Raw genomic sequence first — 19,830 nt, 5'->3', positions numbered from 1 at the left:
CCGATCCGCAGGTGTCGAGACTTGCGGTGCGATCCAATCCGCTTGATCCCAGGGTCCGAAACCATTACTTTTGCCCCTGTTTATCAGGAGAAAAGCATGAGCCAAAACCTTGCCCTGCTCTCGCAGGAAGAGAAAGACAAAGTCAATGTCGATCTGGCCGCCGCGGGCGTTGCATTCAAAGAGCGCTACAATATGCCGGTGATTGCCGAAATGGTGGAGCGCGAGCAGCCTGAAGCGCTGCGTGACTGGTTTCGTCAGCGCTTAATGAACTATCGCCAGGCTTCGCTTAGCCTGTCGCGCCTGCCCTACGAACCGAAGCAGAAGTAATTTATGTTACGTGTAATTGATACCGAAACCTGCGGCCTGCAGGGTGGCGTGGTGGAAGTGGCGTCGGTGGATGTCATTGATGGTCAGATCGTCAATCCGATGAGCGACTTAATCTGCCCGGATCGCCCCATCAGTCGTCAGGCGATGGCGGTACATCGCATTACGGAAGCGATGGTGATGGGAAAACCCACTATCGAAGAAGCGATTGGCCGCTATCACGGCAGTCCGCATTACGTGGCGCACAACGCCAGTTTTGATCGCCGCATGTTGCCCACTATGCCGGGCGAATGGATCTGCACCATGACGCTGGCGCGGCAGCTGTGGCCAGGCATCAAATATGGCAATCAGGCGCTGCGCCACAGCCTGAAGCTGGATGTCACGCCACCGGCCGAACTGCATGCGCACCGCGCGTTGTATGACTGCTACGTCACCGCTGCGCTGCTGATCCGCATTATGGAAACCTCCGGCTGGAACGCCGAGCAGATGGCGAATTTGTGCCAGCCCGCGCCCGTGAGCGGCGATGTGTTCCCGTTCGGCAAATATCGCGGTCAGAGTATTGGCAGTATCGCGCGTAAAGATCCCGGCTATCTGCGTTGGGTGCTGGAAAATGTGCGTGATTTGCGCCCACCGTTACGGCAGGCGCTGCGCAAGTATGTGAAGAGCGATCAGTAATCGACGCGGTCTGGCAAGCTGCCCTGCGCCAGGCCAATCAGGAAAGTGAACTCCTGCGCCACCCCTTCATACGCTTTGAAGCGGCCCGATTTGCCGCCGTGGCCAGAATCCATCTCGGTGCAGAGCAACAGCAGTGAATCGTTGGTTTTCAGCTCACGCAATTTCGCCACCCACTTAGCCGGTTCCCAATACTGCACCTGTGAATCGTGCAGACCGGTGGTGACCAGCAAATGCGGATAGGCTTTGGCCTCGATGTTGTCATACGGACTGTATTTGCGAATGGTGTGATAGAACTCCGCCTGTTCGGGATTGCCCCACTCATCGTATTCGCCGGTGGTCAGCGGAATTGTCGGATCGAGCATCGTCGTCACCACATCGACAAATGGCACCTGCGCCACCACGCCATGGAACAGCTCCGGCGCCATGTTCACCACGCCGCCCATCAGTAATCCGCCAGCGCTGCCGCCCATCGCGTAGAGCTGCTGGCGATGACCATAACCCTTCGCCACCAGCGCTTCGGTGACATCAATAAAGTCGGTGAAGCTGTTGATTTTATTCTTCAGGCGGCCACCGTCATACCATTGCTGGCCGAGCTCGCCGCCGCCGCGCACGTGAATGATGGCGTAGACGAAGCCGCGCTCCAGCAAGCTGATGCGGCTGGTGCCAAAGCTGGCATCCATGCTGCTGCCGTAAGCACCGTAACCGTACACCAGCAACGGATTGCTGCCGCGCTGGAAATGCTTGCGGTGATAGACCAGCGAAACAGGAACCTCTGTGCCATCACGCACCGTGATCCACAGATGCTCACTTTTGTAATCCTCCGATTTGAAGCCCGGCACCGGCGTGCGCTTCAGCACGCGACGATCGCCGGTTTCCATGTTCAGTTCAAACAAGGTGGTCGGCGTGGTCATGGAAGAGTAGCCGTAGCGCAAGGTGTCGCTTTCTGGCGAAGGATTGTAGGCAAGCCAGGTGACATAGGCGGGATCGTCGAAGGCGATACCAAAGCTTTCGCCGCTCTCCCAGTTTATCTGCCGCAAGGTGTTTACGCCGTGCTGACGCTCTTCGACTACCAGCCAATGACGAAACAGCTGAAAATCTTCCAGCACCACGTTGTCACGCGCCGGGATCAGCGATTGCCAGCGTGCTTCCGCCAGCCACGCGCTGCGATAGAGCCCGAAATTTTTGCCATCACGATTCGAGCGGATATAGAACTGATGATTGTAGTGATCGATGCTGTATTCGTGGTCGCGGCGACGTGGACAAAAGGTTTGCGGCTGCGCATCCGGATATTCGGCGTCGATCAGCAGAATCTCGCTGGTGTTGGTGCTGTACAACGCAATCAGAATGAAGTGCTCGGAGGTGGTTTTATGCACGCTGAGGTGAAAAGAGTCATCCTTCTCTTCATACACCAGCTGATCGTCAGATTGCGGATGGCCCAGCTCATGGCGCCACACCTGATACGCCAGCAGCGTTTTCGGATGCTTACGCACGTAATAGAGCGTGCGGGAATCGTTGGCCCAGGCAACGCTGGATGACGCATTGGTCAGCACTTCCGGATACCAGCTACCGCTCTGCAAATTACGGAAGCGAATGCCGTATTGGCGGCGCGACAGGAAGTCTTCCGCTAAGGCCATCACCTGATTGTCCGGTGTAATCGCCAGCGCGCCCATGGTGTAAAAATTACTGTGCGCAGCCCGCTGGTTTCCATCCAGCAATAGCTGCCAGGGCTCATCAGCTGGCGCGTCAACGGGCTGCCGGAAATAAGCCGGATACTCGTTGCCCACTTCATAGCGGCTTTGATAGCGATAACCGTTTTTAACATAGGGCACCGAGTGATCCTGCGGTGGAATGCGGTCAACGATCTCTTTCAGCACCCGTTCCTGCAGCGGATTCTGCGACGCCATCATCGCACGGCCGTAATCATTTTCGGCGTGCAGATGGGCCAGCACCTCTGGATTCTCGCGGTCGTCATCACGTAACCAGTGATAATTATCGATGCGCGTTTCACCGTGCAGCTTCATGACATGGGGAATTTTTTTCGCGTGTGGCTGATTCATTAGGCTCTTCTCCCTGAAGGACAACATTCAGCAAGCGTGGCACTAATCACGCACGATGCCAAGCTACACGCAGCATCACTTTACGCAGGGTAAGCAAAAGATGAAAAGCGAAGGCTGCGGATGCAACCTTCGCACGGAATTAAGCAGCTTTTTCCGCGTCGATATCGCGCTGAATACCGTCGCGCACATCCTGGGGAATTTTCAGCGCATCGCCGAGCGCGGAGAGATAGCTACGCTCCATAAAGTGGTCGACATCAATGGCTGCACAGCTGAGGAAATAGAGTTCCAGCGCCTCTTCTTCATTTTTTACGTCAGCGGCCAGCCAGTTGGGATCGAGCGGGCGATTCATCGCCTGCTTAATCAGCGCTTCGGCTTGTGCGCCGTAGCCGGCCTGCTGGATATTTTGCTCAATGGCGGCACGCTCTTGATCGTCAATGTGACCATCACTTTTCGCCGCGAACACCAGCGCCGTGACTAAACGCTCTGCGCGTTGATCCATCGGCGTTTGCAGCTGGCCAAAGCCCGCATCGTCCTGATGGGTTTCACGTATGCGCTGTTTGTATTTGTTCCATAACAGCGCGCCCGCCGCCGCGCCACCGCCCAACAGCAAGGCTTTGCCGCCATATTTGGTCAGCAGCTTACGCGTGGATTTGCTGCCTACCAGCAATCCCGCCAGCCCGCCCAATGCGCCCGGGGCCAGCATGTCACTTAAACCGCCCGACTTTCCGTCTCCACCCTTTTTCGCCAGCACCGATTGAATTTGCTGCAGCCAATTGCTCATCGTTTAACTCCTGTTTACTTTTCCGTTCTCCATGCTGCCGCAGGCTGTGTCAGTTAACGTCAGAGCGGGAAAAGTATGGCAAACCTCATCGCGGCGAAAGCGTGAGTACGCAAACGTTTTCGTTTATACTGCGCGCGCATTTTGACTGCTAAGGTGAAATTATGACGACTCTCGGAACCGCGCTGCGCCCTGCCGCTACGCGTGTCATGCTGTTAGGTTCAGGCGAATTAGGCAAAGAAGTGGCACTTGAGTGCCAGCGTCTTGGTGTGGAAGTGATCGCGGTGGATCGTTACGCCGATGCTCCGGCGATGCACGTTGCGCATCGCAGCTATGTGATCAACATGCTGGACGGCGACGCGCTGGCCGCGCTGATTGCCGAGGAAAAGCCGCACTTCGTGGTACCAGAAATTGAAGCCATTGCCACCGAAAAACTGCTGGAGCTGGAAGCGCAAGGTCAGAAAGTGGTGCCGACCGCACGCGCCGCACGTCTGACCATGAACCGCGAAGGCATTCGCCGTCTGGCGGCGGAAGAGTTGTCCTTACCGACCTCGACTTACCAGTTTGCTGACAGCAAAGAGAATTTTGTGGCCGCGGCTGAGGCGATTGGATTCCCGTGCATCGTTAAGCCGGTGATGAGCTCATCCGGTAAAGGCCAGAGCTTTATTCGCGAAGCCAGCCAGCTAGATAAAGCCTGGGATTATGCGCAGCAAGGCGGACGTGCCGGTGCGGGCCGCGTGATCGTTGAAGGCGTGGTGAAGTTTGATTTTGAAATCACCCTGCTGACCATCAGCGCCGTAGACGGCATTCACTTCTGCGCGCCGATTGGTCATCGTCAGGAAGATGGCGATTATCGTGAATCATGGCAGCCGCAGCAAATGAGTGAACTGGCGCTGCAACGCGCGCAGGATATCGCCGCTAACGTGGTAAAAGCGCTCGGTGGATACGGCCTGTTTGGCGTGGAGCTGTTCGTGTGCGGTGATGAAGTGGTGTTCAGCGAAGTGTCACCGCGTCCGCATGATACCGGCATGGTCACGCTGATTTCGCAGGATCTGTCCGAATTCGCCCTACATGTGCGCGCTTTCCTCGGCCTGCCGATTGGCGGCATTCGTCAATACGGTCCCGCTGCGTCGGCAGTGATTTTACCTGAGCTGAACAGCCAGAACGTTGTGTTCGGGAATATCGAAGCCGCGCTGGGTGCCGGATTGCAGCTGCGCCTGTTTGGTAAGCCGGAAATCGCCGGTCAGCGACGTTTAGGCGTGGCTTTGGCAACCGGTGAAAACACCGATGACGCTATCGCGCGCGCCGTGGCGAGTGCGGCCGCGGTACAAGTCGAAGGTTAAGTAAGATTAAGTGGTCGCCATCAATGGCGACCAATTCATAAACTTATGCGCGTGCCCCTTCAACCGCTTCACGCGCCAGACGCGTAATACGATCCCAGTCACCGCTTTCCAACGCATCATTCGGTACCAGCCACGAACCGCCAATGCACAGCACGCTTTTCAGCGCCAGATAGTCTCGATAGTTGGCTGGCGAGATGCCGCCAGTTGGACAGAAACGCACCTGCGGGAACGGACCGCCAATCGCGGATAATGCTTTCACGCCACCATTGGCTTCCGCCGGGAAGAATTTGAACTCCCGCAGGCCGTAATCCATGCCAGTCATAAGTTCTGAAACCGTGCTGATACCTGGAATCAATGGCACCGGACCTTCAACCGCGGCTTTCAGCAGCGATTCCGTCAATCCTGGGCTGATGACAAACTGCGCACCGGCGTCAGTGACTTCTTTCAGTTGCTGGGTGTTGATCACCGTGCCCGCACCGACAATCGCTTCCGGTACTTCTTTAATCATGGCACGCAGCGCGTCCATCGCCACCGGGGTACGCAGCGTGACTTCCAGCACGCGCACACCGCCAGCCACCAGCGCTTTCGCCATCGGCACCGCGTGTTCCAGCTTGTTCACCACGATGACCGGCACGACCGGGCCAGTTTTCAGGATCTGTTCAGCACTTGTTTTCCAGTTCTTCATCACGTTTCCTTGGTTGCATCAGCCCGGCGTTTGGCCACGCTGTCAATTATTGGGCTCTACCATACAAGATCGGCTGGAGCGGCGTCCATTGGATATCAGAATTTTTTGAAACTCTGGTTCACTTTTCAGAAAAATGAATTCTGGACGTAAAAAAGCCCGCACATTTGGCGGGCTCAATATTAGGTTTCTATTCGAACTCGTTCCAGGAACGGCCATCGCGAGTAATCATCGCGACAGAGGCAACCGGTCCCCATGTTCCCGCCTGATACGGCTTCGGCGCTTCGGCATCGGCGCTCCAGGCATCAATGATCGAATCCACCCAGCCCCACGCTGCTTCAACTTCATCACGACGCACAAACAGCGCCTGAATACCGCGCATGGTTTCCAGCAGCAGACGCTCGTAAGCATCGGCCAGATGCGACTGGTTGAAGGTTTCGGAGTAGCTCAGATCCAGCTTGGTGGTCTGCAGTTTATGCTTGTGGTCGAGTCCCGGCACTTTGTTCAGAATTTCAATATCCACGCCTTCGTCCGGCTGCAGACGAATGGTCAGCTTGTTCTGCGGCAGTTCAGCGTACGAATCCTTAAACAGGTTCATCTCAGGATTCTTGAAATACACCACCACTTCAGAGCATTTGGTTGGCAAGCGCTTGCCGGTACGCAGATAGAACGGCACGCCAGCCCAACGCCAGTTATCGATATCCACGCGAATAGCAACAAAGCTTTCCGTGGCGCTCTGCTTGTTAGCGCCCTCTTCTTCCAGATAACCTGGCACTTTCTTGCCCTGCACAAAGCCGGCGGTGTACTGACCGCGTACGGTTTTCTCGCGCACGTTGGTTTGATCGATACGACGCAGTGAGCGCAGCACTTTCACTTTCTCATCACGAATCGCATCCGCGCTCAGATCGGACGGCGGCGACATGGCAATCATGGTGAGGATCTGCAACAGGTGGTTCTGAATCATGTCACGCATCTGGCCGGCTTTGTCGAAGTAACCCCAACGGCCTTCGATGCCCACCTCTTCTGCCACGGTGATCTGCACGTGATCGATGGTGCGATTGTCCCAGTTGTTGACGAAGATGGAGTTGGCAAAACGCAGCGCCAGCAGGTTGAGCACCGTCTCTTTACCGAGATAGTGGTCAATACGGAAAACCTGGCCTTCTTCGAAGTATTTGCCGACGCTGTCATTGATCTCTTGTGAGGTTTCCAATGAGGTGCCGAGCGGCTTTTCCATTACTACGCGTGCCGGTTTGGCGTTCAGCTTGGCGGCGCCCAGACCGTCGCAAATCGCGCCAAAGGTGCTTGGCGGCATGGCGAAGTAGTTAATGGTGACGCGGTTTTTCTGGTCAAGCATTTTGCCCAGTTTGGTGAAATGCGAGGTGTCATTTACGTCGAGGTTACAGAAGTCGAGACGGCTGCTGAGGGTATCCCACAGCGCTTCATCGATCTTCTCTTTCATGAAGGTTTCCAGCGCTTCACGTACCACTTTGGTATACGCGGCTTTATCCCAATCCGCGCGACCCACGCCAATAATGCGAGTGGTTTCATGAATCTGACCGGCTTTTTCCAGCTGATACAGTGATGGCAACAGTTTACGGCGCGCGAGATCGCCTTTGGCACCGAAAATCACCAGATCGCATGCCTGGGCTGTTTGTGTAACCGCCATTTTCCTCTCCTCGTTGCAGGATATACCCGGCTTGAGCGTTCTCATCACGCCAGGTCCTTATTGTAATTTTCTTACAGCACAATGTACGTTTTTAGCGGGTTTAGGACAACCCGAACGCAGTGTTTTGCTGGCGTTAACTGTGAACGTAATAAAGGTGTTAAGTGTGTTGTAGCGTGCCATTTGAGCACATTTTCTGTTTCGATATTTGTCGTGGCAAAACACGTCAGCGATCAAAGTATCGCAAAAAAATCGCGTTTACATTTGTCCTCCGCTGCGTGCGAGGGGCTATTACACGGTATATTCTTGTGAATTGGCAGCGATTTCATTGATTGATGAACGCGAAAAAGTGATTGACGCTCATTAGGTTAAACCATGCTGGAACAGATTCAGGCGCAACTCGATGCGTTAAGCAAATCAGAACGTAAAGTCGCAGAGCAGATTCTTGCCGCGCCGCAACAGGCGATGCACTCCAGCATCGCCACGCTGGCACGCGCCGCTGACGTCAGCGAACCGACGGTGAATCGCTTCTGCCATCGTATGGGCACGCGCGGCTTCCCTGACTTCAAATTGCAGCTCGCGCAGAGCCTGGTCAAAAGCCCGAACTGGGTGAGTCGCGATGTGGAAGAAAATGACAGTGTGGAAAGCTATAGCCACAAAATTTTTGATTCCGCGTTAGCCGGCCTCAGCCGCGTCCGCCAGCAACTTGACTCTCAGGTGATTCGTCAGGCGGTTCAGGCGCTGTCAAAGGCGCATAAAATTGCTTTTTTTGGCCTTGGTGCCTCCGCCGTGGTGGCACATGACGCCACCAACAAATTTTTGCGATTTAATCTGCCGGTCATCTGGTCAGAGGATATTGTGATCCAGCGCATGAGTTGCATAAATAGTGGTCCAAACGATGTGTTTGTTCTCATCTCACATACTGGTCGCACCAAAAATATGGTAGAACTGGCTCGCCTGGCGCGTGTAAACGCTTCCACTGTGCTGGCTATCACTTCTCCGGGTTCCCCGCTGGCGGCGGAAGCCACGCTGGCTTTGACGCTCGACGTACCCGAAGATACCGATATCTACCTGCCAATGGTTTCCCGCCTCGCACAATTAACCGTGATTGATGTTCTGGCGACAGGGTTTACCCTTGAGCGCGGCGCTGCTTTCCGTGAAAATTTAAAACGGGTGAAAGAAGCGCTGAAAGATTCACGCCTGGAGAAACAGGCGCAGGAAAATAATTAACATCACATTCACAATGTGAGTCGAATCACAGCCCATCGATCATATAGAATAGATGAACACTACGTGTCACTTGAGAGCGACACGATACTTTGCTAACGGAGTCCTTCATGTCCAGACGTCTCAGAAGAACCAAGATCGTTACAACCCTCGGTCCAGCCACCGATCGCGACAACAACCTCGAAAAAATCATCGCGGCGGGTGCTAACGTTGTACGACTCAACTTCTCCCACGGCACACCGGAAGATCATCAGCAGCGCGCCAATAAAGTCCGTGAAATCGCGGCGAAACTGGGTCGTCACGTAGCGATCCTGGGCGACCTGCAAGGCCCAAAAATTCGCGTATCGACCTTCAAAGAAGGCAAAGTGTTCCTCAACGTCGGCGATCGTTTCCTGCTGGATGCTGATTTAACCAAAGGCGAAGGCGATAAAGAAAAAGTCGGTATCGACTATAAAGGCCTGCCAGAAGATGTAGTGCCCGGCGATATCCTGCTGCTGGACGACGGTCGCGTGCAGCTGAAAGTGCTGGAAGTTCAGGGGGTAAAAGTGTTCACCGAAGTCACCGTCGGCGGCCCGCTCTCCAACAATAAAGGCATCAACAAACTCGGCGGCGGTCTCTCTGCCGATGCGCTGACCGAAAAAGACAAAGTTGATATCGTTACAGCCGCGAAAATCGGCGTGGATTATCTGGCAGTCTCCTTCCCGCGTAACGGCGAAGATATGAATTATGCCCGCCGTCTGGCGCGCGACGCTGGCTGCGACGCCAAACTGGTGGCGAAAGTGGAACGTGCTGAAGCCGTTGCCTCACAGGAAGCGATGGATGACATCATCCTCGCTTCTGACGTGGTGATGGTTGCACGTGGCGATTTGGGTGTGGAGATTGGCGATCCTGAGCTGGTGGGTATTCAGAAAGCGTTGATCCGTCGCGCTCGCCAGCTGAACCGCACCATCATCACCGCCACGCAGATGATGGAGTCGATGATTACTAATCCAATGCCAACGCGTGCCGAAGTCATGGACGTGGCGAACGCCGTGCTGGATGGTACCGATGCGGTGATGCTGTCGGCGGAAACCGCTGCTGGCCAGTATCCGGCTGAAACCGTCTCAGCGATGGCGAAAGTGTGCCTCGGCGCAGAGAAAATCCCGAGCGTTAACGTTTCTAAGCACCGCCTGGAAGTACAGTTCGATAACGTCGAAGAAGCGATTGCCATGTCGGCGATGTATGCTGCCAACCATCTGCAAGGGGTTTCAGCGATCATCACCATGACCGAATCGGGCCGTACCGCGCTGATGACCTCACGTATCACGTCCGGTTTGCCGATCTTCGCCATGTCACGTCACGAACGTACGCTGAACCTGACGGCGCTGTACCGTGGTGTTACGCCAGTGTTCTTCGACAGCAACAACGATGGTGTTGCTGCCGCGCACGATGCAGTGAATTTGCTGCGCGAAAAAGGTTTCCTGGTTTCAGGCGACCTGGTGATTGTCACCCAGGGCGACGTGATGTCGACCACCGGTACCACCAATACCAGCCGTGTACTGCGCGTAGATTAATACGCACCACCGACAGCGGCTGTAACAACATGGACAAACGCGACTGCCTGGCAGTCGCGTTTTTATTTTTTTGACAAGGAGGCCAGATGGCCCGCTATCAACCTATTACTCAACTCACTGGGCGCGTGCTGCTGTTCCCGCTCGCGCTGGTACTGTTTGAGTTCGCCACCTATATCGCGCATGACATGATTCAGCCCGGCATGCTGCTGGTGACGTCTGAATTCAGCGTCGGCCCGGAATGGGTTTCGACCTCGCTGACCGCGTATCTGATGGGCGGCGTGGTACTGCAATGGCTGCTCGGTCCGCTCTCTGACAAATATGGCCGCCGGCCGGTGCTGCTGTTTGGCATCCTGTTCTTTGCCGCCGCCTGTATTCTGACAACGTGGGTGAGCAGCATTGAGGAGTTTGTCGCGCTGCGCTTTGTGCAGGGTATTAGCCTGTGCTTTATTGGCGCCGTCAGCTACGCAGCGGTGCAGGAAGCCTTTGACGAGGCGCTGGCAGTACGCATGATGGCGCTGATGGCCAACGTCGCGCTGCTGGCACCGCTCGCTGGTCCGCTGGCCGGAGCCGCGTGGCTCACCGTTGGCGAGTGGCGCAGCATGTTCTGGCTGTTTGCCATCTGCAGCGTGATTGCGTTTGCCCTGCTGTGGCGCGTCATGCCGGAAACCGCTGGCGATCGCAGTCACTCTATCGCCCTGCCAACGCTGGCGCGCGGCTATGCGCGTTTGGCGCGCGATCGTCAGGTGATGTACGGATCTTTTGCCATTGGTTTAGTGTTTATTCCGATCCTGACGTGGGTAGCGCTATCGCCAGTGATTCTGATGCACGATGAAGGATTGTCACGCATGCAGTATGCGCTGCTGCAGCTACCGGTGTTTCTGGCGATGATTGCCGGCAACATCACGCTCGGCAAACTGGCTGGACGCGTGCCGATTGAGCAGCCGGTGAAGTTTGCCGCCTGGCCGATTCTGATTGGTTTGAGTATTTCGCTGCTGGCTAATTTGCTCGATAGTCACACCTATCTGCTGCTGACAGCCGGGTTAAGCTTGTACGCTTTCGGCGCAGGCATGGTGAATGCCGGTCTGTACCGTTTGACGCTTTACTCCAGCAACGAAGGCAAAGGCAGCGTGGCGGCGATGCTCGGTATGATCAGTATTCTGACCTTAGCGGTAGGCATTGAGCTGGCGAAAAGTAGCTACTTCAGCGGCGGCACTCCGTGGTTTAGCGGGGTTAACTTCGCCGCTGGCGTGCTGTGGTTTGGTCTGGTGACCCTGTTCCTGCGCGAACGTAAACGTCGCAGTCATGTGGCGGCAATAGAATGATAAAGGGGCCAGACGGCCCCATGTTTATTTCCTACGAGGATAAAGATCTTTGCGCGCATAAGGTTCGATATCCCCTTCCTTACGCGTTTTCAGCAGCTTCAGAATCCAGGTGTACTGTTCCGGATGCGGGCGCACGAACACTTCAACTTCTTCATTCATGCGACGCGCAAGCGTATTGTCATCGGCATCCAGCAAGTCATCCATTGGCGGACGCACATAGATTTCCAGACGATGGGTTTCACTGTTATACACCGGGAACAGCGGCACAACGCGTGCGCGGCATACTTTCATCAGGCGGCCCACTGCGGGCAGTGTGGCTTTGTAAGTAGCAAAGAAATCCACAAATTCGCTGTGTTCCGGGCCGTGATCCTGGTCCGGCAGATAATAGCCGTAATAACCCTGACGCACCGACGCGATAAACGGCTTAATGCCGTCATTCCGCGCATGCATACGGCCACCAAAACGGCGTCGCACGGTATTCCACAGATAATCCATTAACGGATCGCTTTGATTGTGGAACATCGCCGCCATCATCTGACCTTCAGACGCCAGCAGCATCGCTGGAATATCCACGCCCCAGCCATGCGGCACTAAAAATATGACGTTTTCTTTGTTGGCCTGCAGTTGCTCAATGATTTCCCGTCCGTGCCAGTCAACACGTTTGCGAACATGCTCGGGATTACGTATGCCCAATTCGGCCATCATCGCCATCGCCTGCGGTGCGGTGGCAAACATACGATCAGCAATCTCTTCGCGCTGCGCTTCACTCAATTCCGGCAGGCAATAATAGAGATTGATCAGCGCACGGCGGCGCGCACTTTTCGCCAGCTTACCGGCGAACTTGCCCAATCCGCCCAGAATCGGATCGCGCACTTTAGCGGGAAGCAATGCCATGCCGGCCAGCGCGCCCACCGCCAGCCAACTTCCCCAGTATTTCGGCTTTAAAAAAGAACGTTGAAAAACGGGAATAAACTCGCTGTTATTTTTCTTTCGGGTTTCCATGCACTCGCCTCTGACAATGACCGGTCAATAATAGTGACGGTGGTTAATTTTGCAATCTTCATGCGCCAGATAGCAAAAAACCGACGAAGAATCCGTCGGTTTTTAGTGTTACGCGCAATAATGCGCTATTTCAGCGTCAACTGCGGCAACCAGGTTTTGACTTGCGCCATGTAAGTGCTGCGATCTTTACCCGTCAGACCCTCCATGCGCGGCAGTTTTGCCGTCAATGGATTCACCGCCTGATTGTTGATCCATACTTCATAATGCAAATGCGGACCGGTCGAACGTCCGGTGTTACCCGACAACGCAATACGATCGCCGCGTTTCACTTTTTGCCCCGGTTTCACCAACGCTTTACTCAGGTGCATATAACGCGTCATGTACTGACGACCGTGACGAATTGCCACGTAATTCCCGGCAGCACCGCCGTTTTTCGCCATCACCACTTCACCATCGCCCACGGCTAACACAGGCGTACCAATAGGCAGCGCGAAATCGACACCTTTATGCGGTGCAATACGGCCGGTTACCGGATTAAGGCGACGCGGATTGAAGTTGGAAGAGACACGATACTGCTTAACCGTAGGGAAACGCATAAAGCCACGCGCTAAACCAGAGGCGTTGCGATCGTAGAACTTGCCGTCTTCCGCACGGAACGCGTAATAGTCTTTACCGCCGGTGCGTAAACGCACGCCAAGTAATTGGCTTTGGGCACTTTTGCCATCGAGCATTTCACGAGACATCAGCACACTGAAGTCATCACCGGCGCGTAGTTTGCGGAAATCCATCTGCCACTGCATCGCTTTGATGACGTTACTGGTTTCTGCGCTGGTCAAGCCTGCACGCTGGGCACTGGCAGCAAAACTGCCGCGCACTTCACCTTTCAGTACGTTGTTTTGCCACTCACCCTTTTGCAGCTCCTGCTGCATCTTAAAGCTGCCGTTGTCGGCGCGCTGATAAGTACGGGTTTCACGACGATCGATTTCCCAGCTGAAGGTTTGCAGTTGTCCATCGGCATCCAGCGTCCAGCTCAGTTGCTGACCAACGCGCATGTTACGCAGATCTTTATCGCTACTGACTAATGCGTTGATATCGCCCATCTCAATACCGTACTGATTTAACGCGCTGCTCAGCGTATCACCCGAAGAGACGGTGTACTCATGTACGTTGGGATTGTCCGGAACGTCATTATCAATGTCGTCAGCAGGAATATCGTCGGACGGTTCTTCCGTTGTCTGGTCAATCGGCTCGCTGGCTTCGGGCAACAGCGTGCGCAGTTCGTCTTTATCCAACGTAATGGTTTTCACGATGGGGGCAACATCACGCGGATGGTAAACGTAAGGCCGCCATACTGCGACGGCCAACGTGACAACGGTTAATGAACCCAGCATAACGCGGTGGGGGCGCGGCAAATTGTTAAATGCGAGGGCGACAGAGCGGGCTATCTGCTGCACTTTTACCTATTCCTCATGCTCCATTCAGGCAGCTCGCATACTGGCTCGACAGTTGTGAAAGAAATTTCACGTAGCTGTCTTTGGATAAGCTGATGTCCATACCCAACGGATCTAACGTGCCTTTACGTACGGAAGTTCCACGGGACACGGCATCGATGACGGCCGGTCTGAATTGTGGTTCAGCGAAAACGCAAACGGCTTTCTGCTCAACCAACTGTGTTCGTATTTGATGTAAACGCTGGGCGCCCGGCTGGATTTCAGGATTGACGGTAAAATGACCTAAAGGTGACAAACCGTAATGTTTTTCAAAGTAGCTGTAAGCATCGTGAAAAACGAAATAACCCTTGTTCCGCACAGGCGCGAGTTGCGCGCCGATGTGTTTGTCTGCATCGGCTAATTCTGCCTTAAATTCCTGCAGATTAGCGTCAAGTTTGGCTTTGCTTTGCGGCATAAGTTCCAATAATTTTCCATGGATTGCAACCGCAGATTGTAAGGCCATGTCAGGGGACATCCACAGGTGCATATTAAACTGTCCGTGGTGGTGATGCGCATGAGACCCGTCCTGGTCTTCGGAATTTTCTGAGTCGTGATCGTGATCGTGACCATGCTCATGTTCCTCATCTTCATCATCGCCGCTAATCAATAGCGGTTTAATGCCCGGCAATGCGGCAATTTCGAGGTTTTTACTGGCAGGTAATTCGGCCGCTGACTTAGTAAGAAAGGCTTCCATCTCTGGGCCTGTCCATACTACTAAGTCTGCGTTTTTAATACGTTTTACATCAGAGGGACGCAAGGCATAATCATGCTCTGAGGCGCCATCAGGCAGCAATACTTCAACCGGCGTAATACCCTCTGCGATAGCCGCTGCGATAAATCCGATAGGTTTGATTGAAGCGACAACTGCGGAGTGCGCGGGTAATGCGCTTGCCGCGCCAATTGCCGCAGCAGTAAGGGTGAAAATCAGGCGCTTTTTATTGTGTAACATAATACGTCATTCCATCGTGAACCGTTGATGGAATGTGATATTATAACATTCGAAATTCTATGCAACCCGTAAATAACATGTCGCCACTTGTTACCCTTGAAAACATTTCTGTGAAGTTCTCCCAGCGTCCGGTGCTTGCAGGTATTAGCCTCGCACTTGAGCCGGGGAAAATTCTCACCCTGCTCGGCCCGAACGGCGCCGGTAAATCCACGCTGGTTCGCGCGGTGTTGGGGCTACTGAAACCCACCAGCGGCAGCGTCACGCGCGCCGCTGATTTGCGTATCGGCTACGTGCCGCAAAAACTGCACATCGACCCCACGTTGCCGATCACCGTGGAACGCTTTATGCGCCTGTCGCGCGGCACCAAACGCGATGCCATTTTGCCGGCGCTCAAGCGCGTGCAGGCCGGGCATCTGCTGCATGCAACGCTGCAAAAACTTTCCGGCGGTGAGACACAACGTGTTTTGCTGGCGCGTGCATTACTCAATGAACCGCAGCTTTTGGTACTGGATGAGCCGACACAAGGCGTTGATGTCAACGGCCAGGTCGCGCTGTACGATTTGATCGATCAGCTGCGCCGCGAACTGAACTGCGGTGTGCTGATGGTTTCACACGACCTGCATCTGGTGATGGCGAAAACCGACGAAGTGCTGTGTCTCAACCATCACATCTGCTGTTCCGGCACGCCGGAAGCGGTGTCACAACATCCCGAGTTTATTGCGATGTTTGGCCCACGCGGCGCGCAGCAGCTAGCAATTTATCGTCATCATCATAATCACCGTCACGATTTACAGGGACGCATTGTTCTGCGCAAAGGAAATGGCCCGTCATGATTGAACTGTTATTACCTGGCTGGCTGGGCGGCGTGTTGCTGGCGCTGGCGGCCGGTCCACTTGGCTCGTTTGTGGTTTGGCGCCGCATGTCTTACTTCGGCGATACGCTCGCGCATGCGTCCTTACTGGGCGTGGCCTTTGGTTTGCTGCTCAACGTGAATCCTTACTATGCGGTGATTTTGGTGACCGTGTGTCTGGCGTTGGGATTGGTGTGGCTGGAGCGACGCCCGCATCTGGCTATTGATACGCTGCTCGGCATTATGGCGCACAGTGCGCTGTCGCTGGGTTTAGTGGTCGTCAGTCTGATGCAAGGCGTGCGTGTCGATCTGATGGCTTACCTGTTTGGCGATCTGCTGGCGGTGACGCCCGATGATTTGTGGATGATGGGCGGCGGCGTGGCGATTGTACTGGCGGTGATGGCGTGGCAGTGGAATTCGTTGTTGTCGATGACCATCAGCCCGGAGCTGGCGCAGGTGGATGGCGTTAACATTCAGCGCACGCGTTTGATGTTGATGCTGGTCACCGCATTAACCATCGGCGTAGCGATGAAGTTTGTCGGTGCTTTGATTATTACGTCGTTGCTGATTATCCCGGCGGCGACGGCACGTCGCTTCTCGCGCTCGCCGGAACAGATGGCCGGTTTTGCGGTAATTGCCGGTATTATCGCAGTGACCGGTGGACTGACCTTCTCCGCCAGCTACGATACGCCAGCCGGTCCTTCAGTGGTGTTATGCGCGGCAGTATTGTTCATCATTAGCATGGCAAAAAAACCGGCGGCATAACGCCGGTTTACTCTTCGCGACTGATACCAAAGTGTTTGTAAGCATGCTGCGTGGCCATCCGGCCACGCGGCGTGCGTTGAATGAATCCTTGCTGGATCAGGAAGGGTTCAATCACATCCTCAATAGTTTCCCGCTCTTCGCCAATCGCCGCTGCCAGGTTATCTAAGCCAACCGGACCACCCGAGAACTTATCGATAATCGCCAGCAGCAGTTTGCGATCCATGTAATCGAAACCTTGGCTGTCGACGTTAAGCATATCCAGCGCGCTGGCTGATACTTCGCCGCTCAGATTGCCGTTGGCGCGCACTTCCGCAAAGTCACGCACGCGGCGCAGCAGGCGGTTAGCGATACGCGGCGTTCCGCGTGCACGACGCGCTATCTCCAGCGCGCCCTCTTCGCTCAGCGCCAGGCCAAGACAGGCCGCGCTACGACCCACGATATGCTGCAGATCGGGCACGTTATAGAACTCAAGGCGCTGCACGATGCCGAAACGGTCGCGCAGCGGCGAAGTTAAAGAACCGGCACGCGTCGTGGCACCAATCAGGGTAAACGGCGGCAGATCGAGCTTAATCGAACGCGCTGCCGGACCTTCACCAATCATGATATCCAGCTGATAATCTTCCATCGCTGGATACAGCACTTCTTCCACCACTGGCGACAGTCGATGGATCTCATCAATAAACAGCACATCATGCGGTTCGAGGTTAGTGAGCATCGCCGCCAGATCGCCGGCTTTTTCCAGCACCGGGCCGGACGTGGTGCGCAGGTTGACGCCCATTTCGTTAGCGACGATGTTAGCCAGCGTGGTTTTACCCAGTCCCGGCGGGCCGAAAATCAGCAGATGATCGAGTGCATCGCCACGCAGTTTCGCAGCCTGGATGAAAATCTCCATTTGCTCGCGCACCTGCGGCTGGCCAACATATTCCGTGAGCAGCTTGGGACGAATGGCACGGTCGAGCGTTTCTTCTTCATTAAAGGAACTGCCCGAGACCAGACGATCGGCTTCAATCATGCTTTACCTCAAATAGCAGCGCGCAGGGCTTCACGAATCAGGGTTTCGCAATCCGCATCCGGTTTACCGACTTTGCTGATCATACGGCTGGCTTCCTGCGGTTTATAGCCCAGAGCCACCAGCGCTGAAACCGCTTCGGCTTCAGCATCGTTATTGTCTTGTGCAGCGGATGGCGTGGTCAACGTAAAGGTTGAATCACCACCAAACAGATCGCCGTGCATGCCGATAAAGCGGTCTTTCATCTCCACAATCAAACGCTCGGCGGTTTTTTTACCCACGCCCGGCAGTTTGATCAGCGAGGCAATCTCTTGTCGCTCAACGGCGGTCACGAACTGCTGGGCCGACATGCCAGACAGAATTGCCAGCGCCAGTTTTGGCCCAACGCCATTCACCTTCACCAGCTCGCGGAACAGCGTGCGTTCCTGCTTGTTATTGAAACCGAACAGCAGCTGCGCATCTTCGCGTACCACAAACTGCGTAAAGATAATCGCTTCCTGATTGATCTCCGGCAGCTCGTAAAAGCAGGTCATTGGCATGTGCACTTCATAACCGACACCGTGCGCCTCAATCAACACCAGCGGCGGCTGTTTTTCCAGAATGTTGCCTCGTAAACGACCAATCACCTGAGCAATTCCTTAATCTGATAAGTAAGCCTGTTTATATACCATAAAAAAGGCTGGATGAATATCCAGCCTCATACCGCGTTTCGTTTCCGCTAACCGGATCGCATACGCCCGCGCGTCATCACCAGTTTCGTATCGCTGATACGCGCCGCGTTTTGGCTCATATGGCAATGCGTAATGGCGATGGCCAGCGCATCGGCGGCATCCGCCTGCGGATTGGCCGGCAGTTTTAGCAAGGTTCGTACCATATGCTGCACCTGACTTTTCTCAGCGCCGCCGGTACCGGTAACGGTTTGCTTCACCTGGCGCGCCGCGTATTCAAACACCGGCAAATCATGATTTACCGCCGCGACAATCGCCGCACCGCGCGCCTGGCCCAGTTTCAGCGCTGAGTCCGCATTCTTGGCCATAAATACCTGCTCGATGGCGAAATAGTCGGGTGAGAACTGGGTGATAATTTCGCTGACGCCCGCGTAGATCAGTTTGAGGCGCGTCGGCAGATCGGTGACGCTGGTGCGGATACAGCCGCTGCCCAAATAGGTAAGCTGGCGGCCGGTTTGGCGAATAACACCGTAACCGGTGACGCGCGAGCCGGGATCGATCCCAAGAATTATCGCCACGGCGCGTCTCCGGTGAGTGGGGTTTTAAGCAACGCCATTACAGCGTTTCTGCGATCTCATCAGAGATTTCACCGTTATGGTAAACTTCCTGCACGTCGTCACAGTCTTCCAGCATGTCGATCAGGCGCAGCAGTTTCGGCGCGGTTTCGGCATCCATTTCGGCTTTAGTGGAAGGGATCATCGAGACTTCAGCCGAGTCGGCTTTCAGACCGCCCGCTTCCAGCGCATCACGCACCGCACCCATCTCTTCCCACGCGGTAAAGACATCAATCGCGCCGTCGTCATAGGCCACAACGTCTTCTGCACCTGCTTCCAGCGCCGCTTCCATCACCGCATCTTCGTCCTGACCTGGCGCGAAGGAGATTACGCCCTTCTTGCTGAACAGGTAAGAAACCGAACCATCGGTACCGAGGTTGCCGCCGGTTTTGGTGAAGGCATGACGCACTTCGCCCACGGTACGGTTGCGGTTGTCGCTCAGGCACTCAATCATCACTGCTGAGCCGCCCGGGCCGTAACCTTCATAAATGATGGTTTCCATGTTGGAATCATCTTCACCGCCCACGCCGCGTGCGATGGCACGGTTCATGGTGTCGCGCGTCATGTTGTTAGACAGCGCTTTGTCCATCGCTGCGCGCAGACGAGGGTTGGAACCCGCATCGCCACCGCCCAGTTTCGCGGCGGTGACCAGCTCACGAATGATTTTGGTGAAGATTTTACCGCGCTTAGCATCCTGAGCAGCTTTACGATGCTTGGTGTTCGCCCATTTACTGTGTCCAGCCATCTTACTTTATCTCCGATCTTTTACTGGGTGCAGGCTATCTTACTTGCGATCTTGTCCCCCGGCAGTGCTCGCAATCCTCACGTACATAAGTACGCTCCGGTTGCTGTGCGCTGG

At 55.0% G+C, this 19,830-nt stretch carries 19 protein-coding genes; 8 read left to right on the top strand and 11 right to left on the bottom strand.

Annotated features, from left to right (window positions below; translation table 11 throughout):
- Nucleotides 1-96 precede the first annotated feature (96 nt).
- A complete protein-coding gene (locus ACFQW4_RS08670) occupies nucleotides 97-327 on the top strand; it encodes a DNA polymerase III subunit theta (RefSeq protein ID WP_008110458.1) in 231 nt (76 codons plus the stop codon).
- 3 nt (nucleotides 328-330) lie between these two features.
- The gene (gene exoX, locus ACFQW4_RS08665; protein WP_101764169.1) at nucleotides 331-999 is read left to right on the top strand and encodes an exodeoxyribonuclease X; all 669 of its coding nucleotides are present in this window, start codon (nucleotides 331-333) and stop codon (nucleotides 997-999) included.
- On the opposite strand, the gene ACFQW4_RS08660 is transcribed toward exoX, so the two are convergent.
- Nucleotides 993-3,056 carry a prolyl oligopeptidase family serine peptidase gene (locus ACFQW4_RS08660; protein WP_377724873.1) on the bottom strand — a complete coding sequence of 688 codons (2,064 nt, stop codon included), beginning with the start codon at nucleotides 3,054-3,056 and terminating at the stop codon, nucleotides 993-995. The two genes, exoX and ACFQW4_RS08660, sit on opposite strands and share 7 nt — an antisense overlap.
- A gap of 139 nt (nucleotides 3,057-3,195) precedes the next feature.
- Complete coding sequence (locus ACFQW4_RS08655; RefSeq protein ID WP_377724871.1) at nucleotides 3,196-3,837, bottom strand: tellurite resistance TerB family protein; 642 nt, start codon at nucleotides 3,835-3,837, stop codon at nucleotides 3,196-3,198.
- Between the two features lie 161 nt (nucleotides 3,838-3,998).
- On the opposite strand from ACFQW4_RS08655, the gene purT reads away from it, so the two are divergent.
- Nucleotides 3,999-5,177: a formate-dependent phosphoribosylglycinamide formyltransferase gene (gene purT / locus ACFQW4_RS08650; RefSeq protein WP_312463971.1), complete on the top strand. Its 1,179-nt coding sequence runs from the start codon at nucleotides 3,999-4,001 to the stop codon at nucleotides 5,175-5,177.
- A 43-nt stretch (nucleotides 5,178-5,220) separates the two neighbouring features.
- On the opposite strand, the gene ACFQW4_RS08645 is transcribed toward purT, so the two are convergent.
- Together ACFQW4_RS08645 and zwf are read right to left on the bottom strand one after the other, a co-directional pair.
- Nucleotides 5,221-5,862, bottom strand: coding sequence for a bifunctional 4-hydroxy-2-oxoglutarate aldolase/2-dehydro-3-deoxy-phosphogluconate aldolase (locus tag ACFQW4_RS08645; RefSeq protein WP_008110463.1), 642 nt, complete (start codon nucleotides 5,860-5,862; stop codon nucleotides 5,221-5,223).
- Nucleotides 5,863-6,049: 187 nt separating this feature from the next.
- Nucleotides 6,050-7,525 carry a glucose-6-phosphate dehydrogenase gene (gene zwf, locus ACFQW4_RS08640; RefSeq protein WP_064738913.1) on the bottom strand — a complete coding sequence of 492 codons (1,476 nt, stop codon included), beginning with the start codon at nucleotides 7,523-7,525 and terminating at the stop codon, nucleotides 6,050-6,052.
- Between the two features lie 372 nt (nucleotides 7,526-7,897).
- On the opposite strand from zwf, the gene ACFQW4_RS08635 reads away from it, so the two are divergent.
- The 3 genes from ACFQW4_RS08635 (at nucleotide 7,898) to ACFQW4_RS08625 (ending at nucleotide 11,624) form a co-directional block, all read left to right on the top strand.
- Nucleotides 7,898-8,752 carry a MurR/RpiR family transcriptional regulator gene (locus tag ACFQW4_RS08635; protein WP_101764164.1) on the top strand — a complete coding sequence of 285 codons (855 nt, stop codon included), beginning with the start codon at nucleotides 7,898-7,900 and terminating at the stop codon, nucleotides 8,750-8,752.
- A 107-nt stretch (nucleotides 8,753-8,859) separates the two neighbouring features.
- Nucleotides 8,860-10,302: a pyruvate kinase gene (gene pyk / locus ACFQW4_RS08630; RefSeq protein ID WP_101764163.1), complete on the top strand. Its 1,443-nt coding sequence runs from the start codon at nucleotides 8,860-8,862 to the stop codon at nucleotides 10,300-10,302.
- Between the two features lie 86 nt (nucleotides 10,303-10,388).
- Nucleotides 10,389-11,624 (top strand): MFS transporter, encoded by a 1,236-nt coding sequence (locus tag ACFQW4_RS08625; protein WP_377724867.1) that lies wholly within the window; start codon nucleotides 10,389-10,391, stop codon nucleotides 11,622-11,624.
- A gap of 24 nt (nucleotides 11,625-11,648) precedes the next feature.
- On the opposite strand, the gene lpxM is transcribed toward ACFQW4_RS08625, so the two are convergent.
- The 3 genes from lpxM to znuA form a co-directional block, all read right to left on the bottom strand.
- On the bottom strand, nucleotides 11,649-12,626 hold the full coding sequence (gene lpxM / locus ACFQW4_RS08620; protein ID WP_336767674.1) for a lauroyl-Kdo(2)-lipid IV(A) myristoyltransferase: 978 nt from the start codon (nucleotides 12,624-12,626) through the stop codon (nucleotides 11,649-11,651).
- 125 nt (nucleotides 12,627-12,751) lie between these two features.
- Entirely contained in the window at nucleotides 12,752-14,080 is a 1,329-nt protein-coding gene (gene mepM / locus ACFQW4_RS08615; protein WP_110866308.1) for a murein DD-endopeptidase MepM, read from the bottom strand.
- A 13-nt stretch (nucleotides 14,081-14,093) separates the two neighbouring features.
- Entirely contained in the window at nucleotides 14,094-15,065 is a 972-nt protein-coding gene (gene znuA / locus ACFQW4_RS08610; protein WP_137385939.1) for a zinc ABC transporter substrate-binding protein ZnuA, read from the bottom strand.
- Nucleotides 15,066-15,142: 77 nt separating this feature from the next.
- Here znuA and znuC point away from each other — a divergent pair, with 77 nt between their 5' ends.
- Together znuC and znuB are read left to right on the top strand one after the other, a co-directional pair.
- Nucleotides 15,143-15,898: a zinc ABC transporter ATP-binding protein ZnuC gene (gene znuC / locus ACFQW4_RS08605; protein WP_277973687.1), complete on the top strand. Its 756-nt coding sequence runs from the start codon at nucleotides 15,143-15,145 to the stop codon at nucleotides 15,896-15,898.
- Complete coding sequence (gene znuB, locus ACFQW4_RS08600; RefSeq protein ID WP_101764158.1) at nucleotides 15,895-16,680, top strand: zinc ABC transporter permease subunit ZnuB; 786 nt, start codon at nucleotides 15,895-15,897, stop codon at nucleotides 16,678-16,680. Before znuC ends, znuB begins: the two co-directional genes overlap by 4 nt.
- A 7-nt stretch (nucleotides 16,681-16,687) precedes the next feature.
- Here znuB and ruvB read toward each other — a convergent pair whose 3' ends face one another.
- The 4 genes from ruvB to ACFQW4_RS08580 all read right to left on the bottom strand — a co-directional run bounded on the left by ruvB (nucleotide 16,688) and on the right by ACFQW4_RS08580 (nucleotide 19,716).
- Nucleotides 16,688-17,692 (bottom strand): Holliday junction branch migration DNA helicase RuvB, encoded by a 1,005-nt coding sequence (ruvB, locus tag ACFQW4_RS08595; RefSeq protein WP_007889560.1) that lies wholly within the window; start codon nucleotides 17,690-17,692, stop codon nucleotides 16,688-16,690.
- Between the two features lie 8 nt (nucleotides 17,693-17,700).
- A complete protein-coding gene (gene ruvA / locus ACFQW4_RS08590) occupies nucleotides 17,701-18,315 on the bottom strand; it encodes a Holliday junction branch migration protein RuvA (RefSeq protein ID WP_007889559.1) in 615 nt (204 codons plus the stop codon).
- A 92-nt stretch (nucleotides 18,316-18,407) separates the two neighbouring features.
- Nucleotides 18,408-18,935 carry a crossover junction endodeoxyribonuclease RuvC gene (ruvC, locus tag ACFQW4_RS08585; protein WP_008110486.1) on the bottom strand — a complete coding sequence of 176 codons (528 nt, stop codon included), beginning with the start codon at nucleotides 18,933-18,935 and terminating at the stop codon, nucleotides 18,408-18,410.
- Between the two features lie 37 nt (nucleotides 18,936-18,972).
- Nucleotides 18,973-19,716: a YebC/PmpR family DNA-binding transcriptional regulator gene (locus ACFQW4_RS08580; protein WP_007889557.1), complete on the bottom strand. Its 744-nt coding sequence runs from the start codon at nucleotides 19,714-19,716 to the stop codon at nucleotides 18,973-18,975.
- Nucleotides 19,717-19,830 lie beyond the last annotated feature (114 nt).

It is taken from the genome of Pantoea sp. GCM10028869, from assembly GCF_042666835.1.
GTDB classification, from domain to species: domain Bacteria; phylum Pseudomonadota; class Gammaproteobacteria; order Enterobacterales; family Enterobacteriaceae; genus Pantoea; species Pantoea leporis.
Note: the sequence above shows the minus strand (reverse complement) of the source record. Positions and strands in the feature narration are given on the sequence as shown.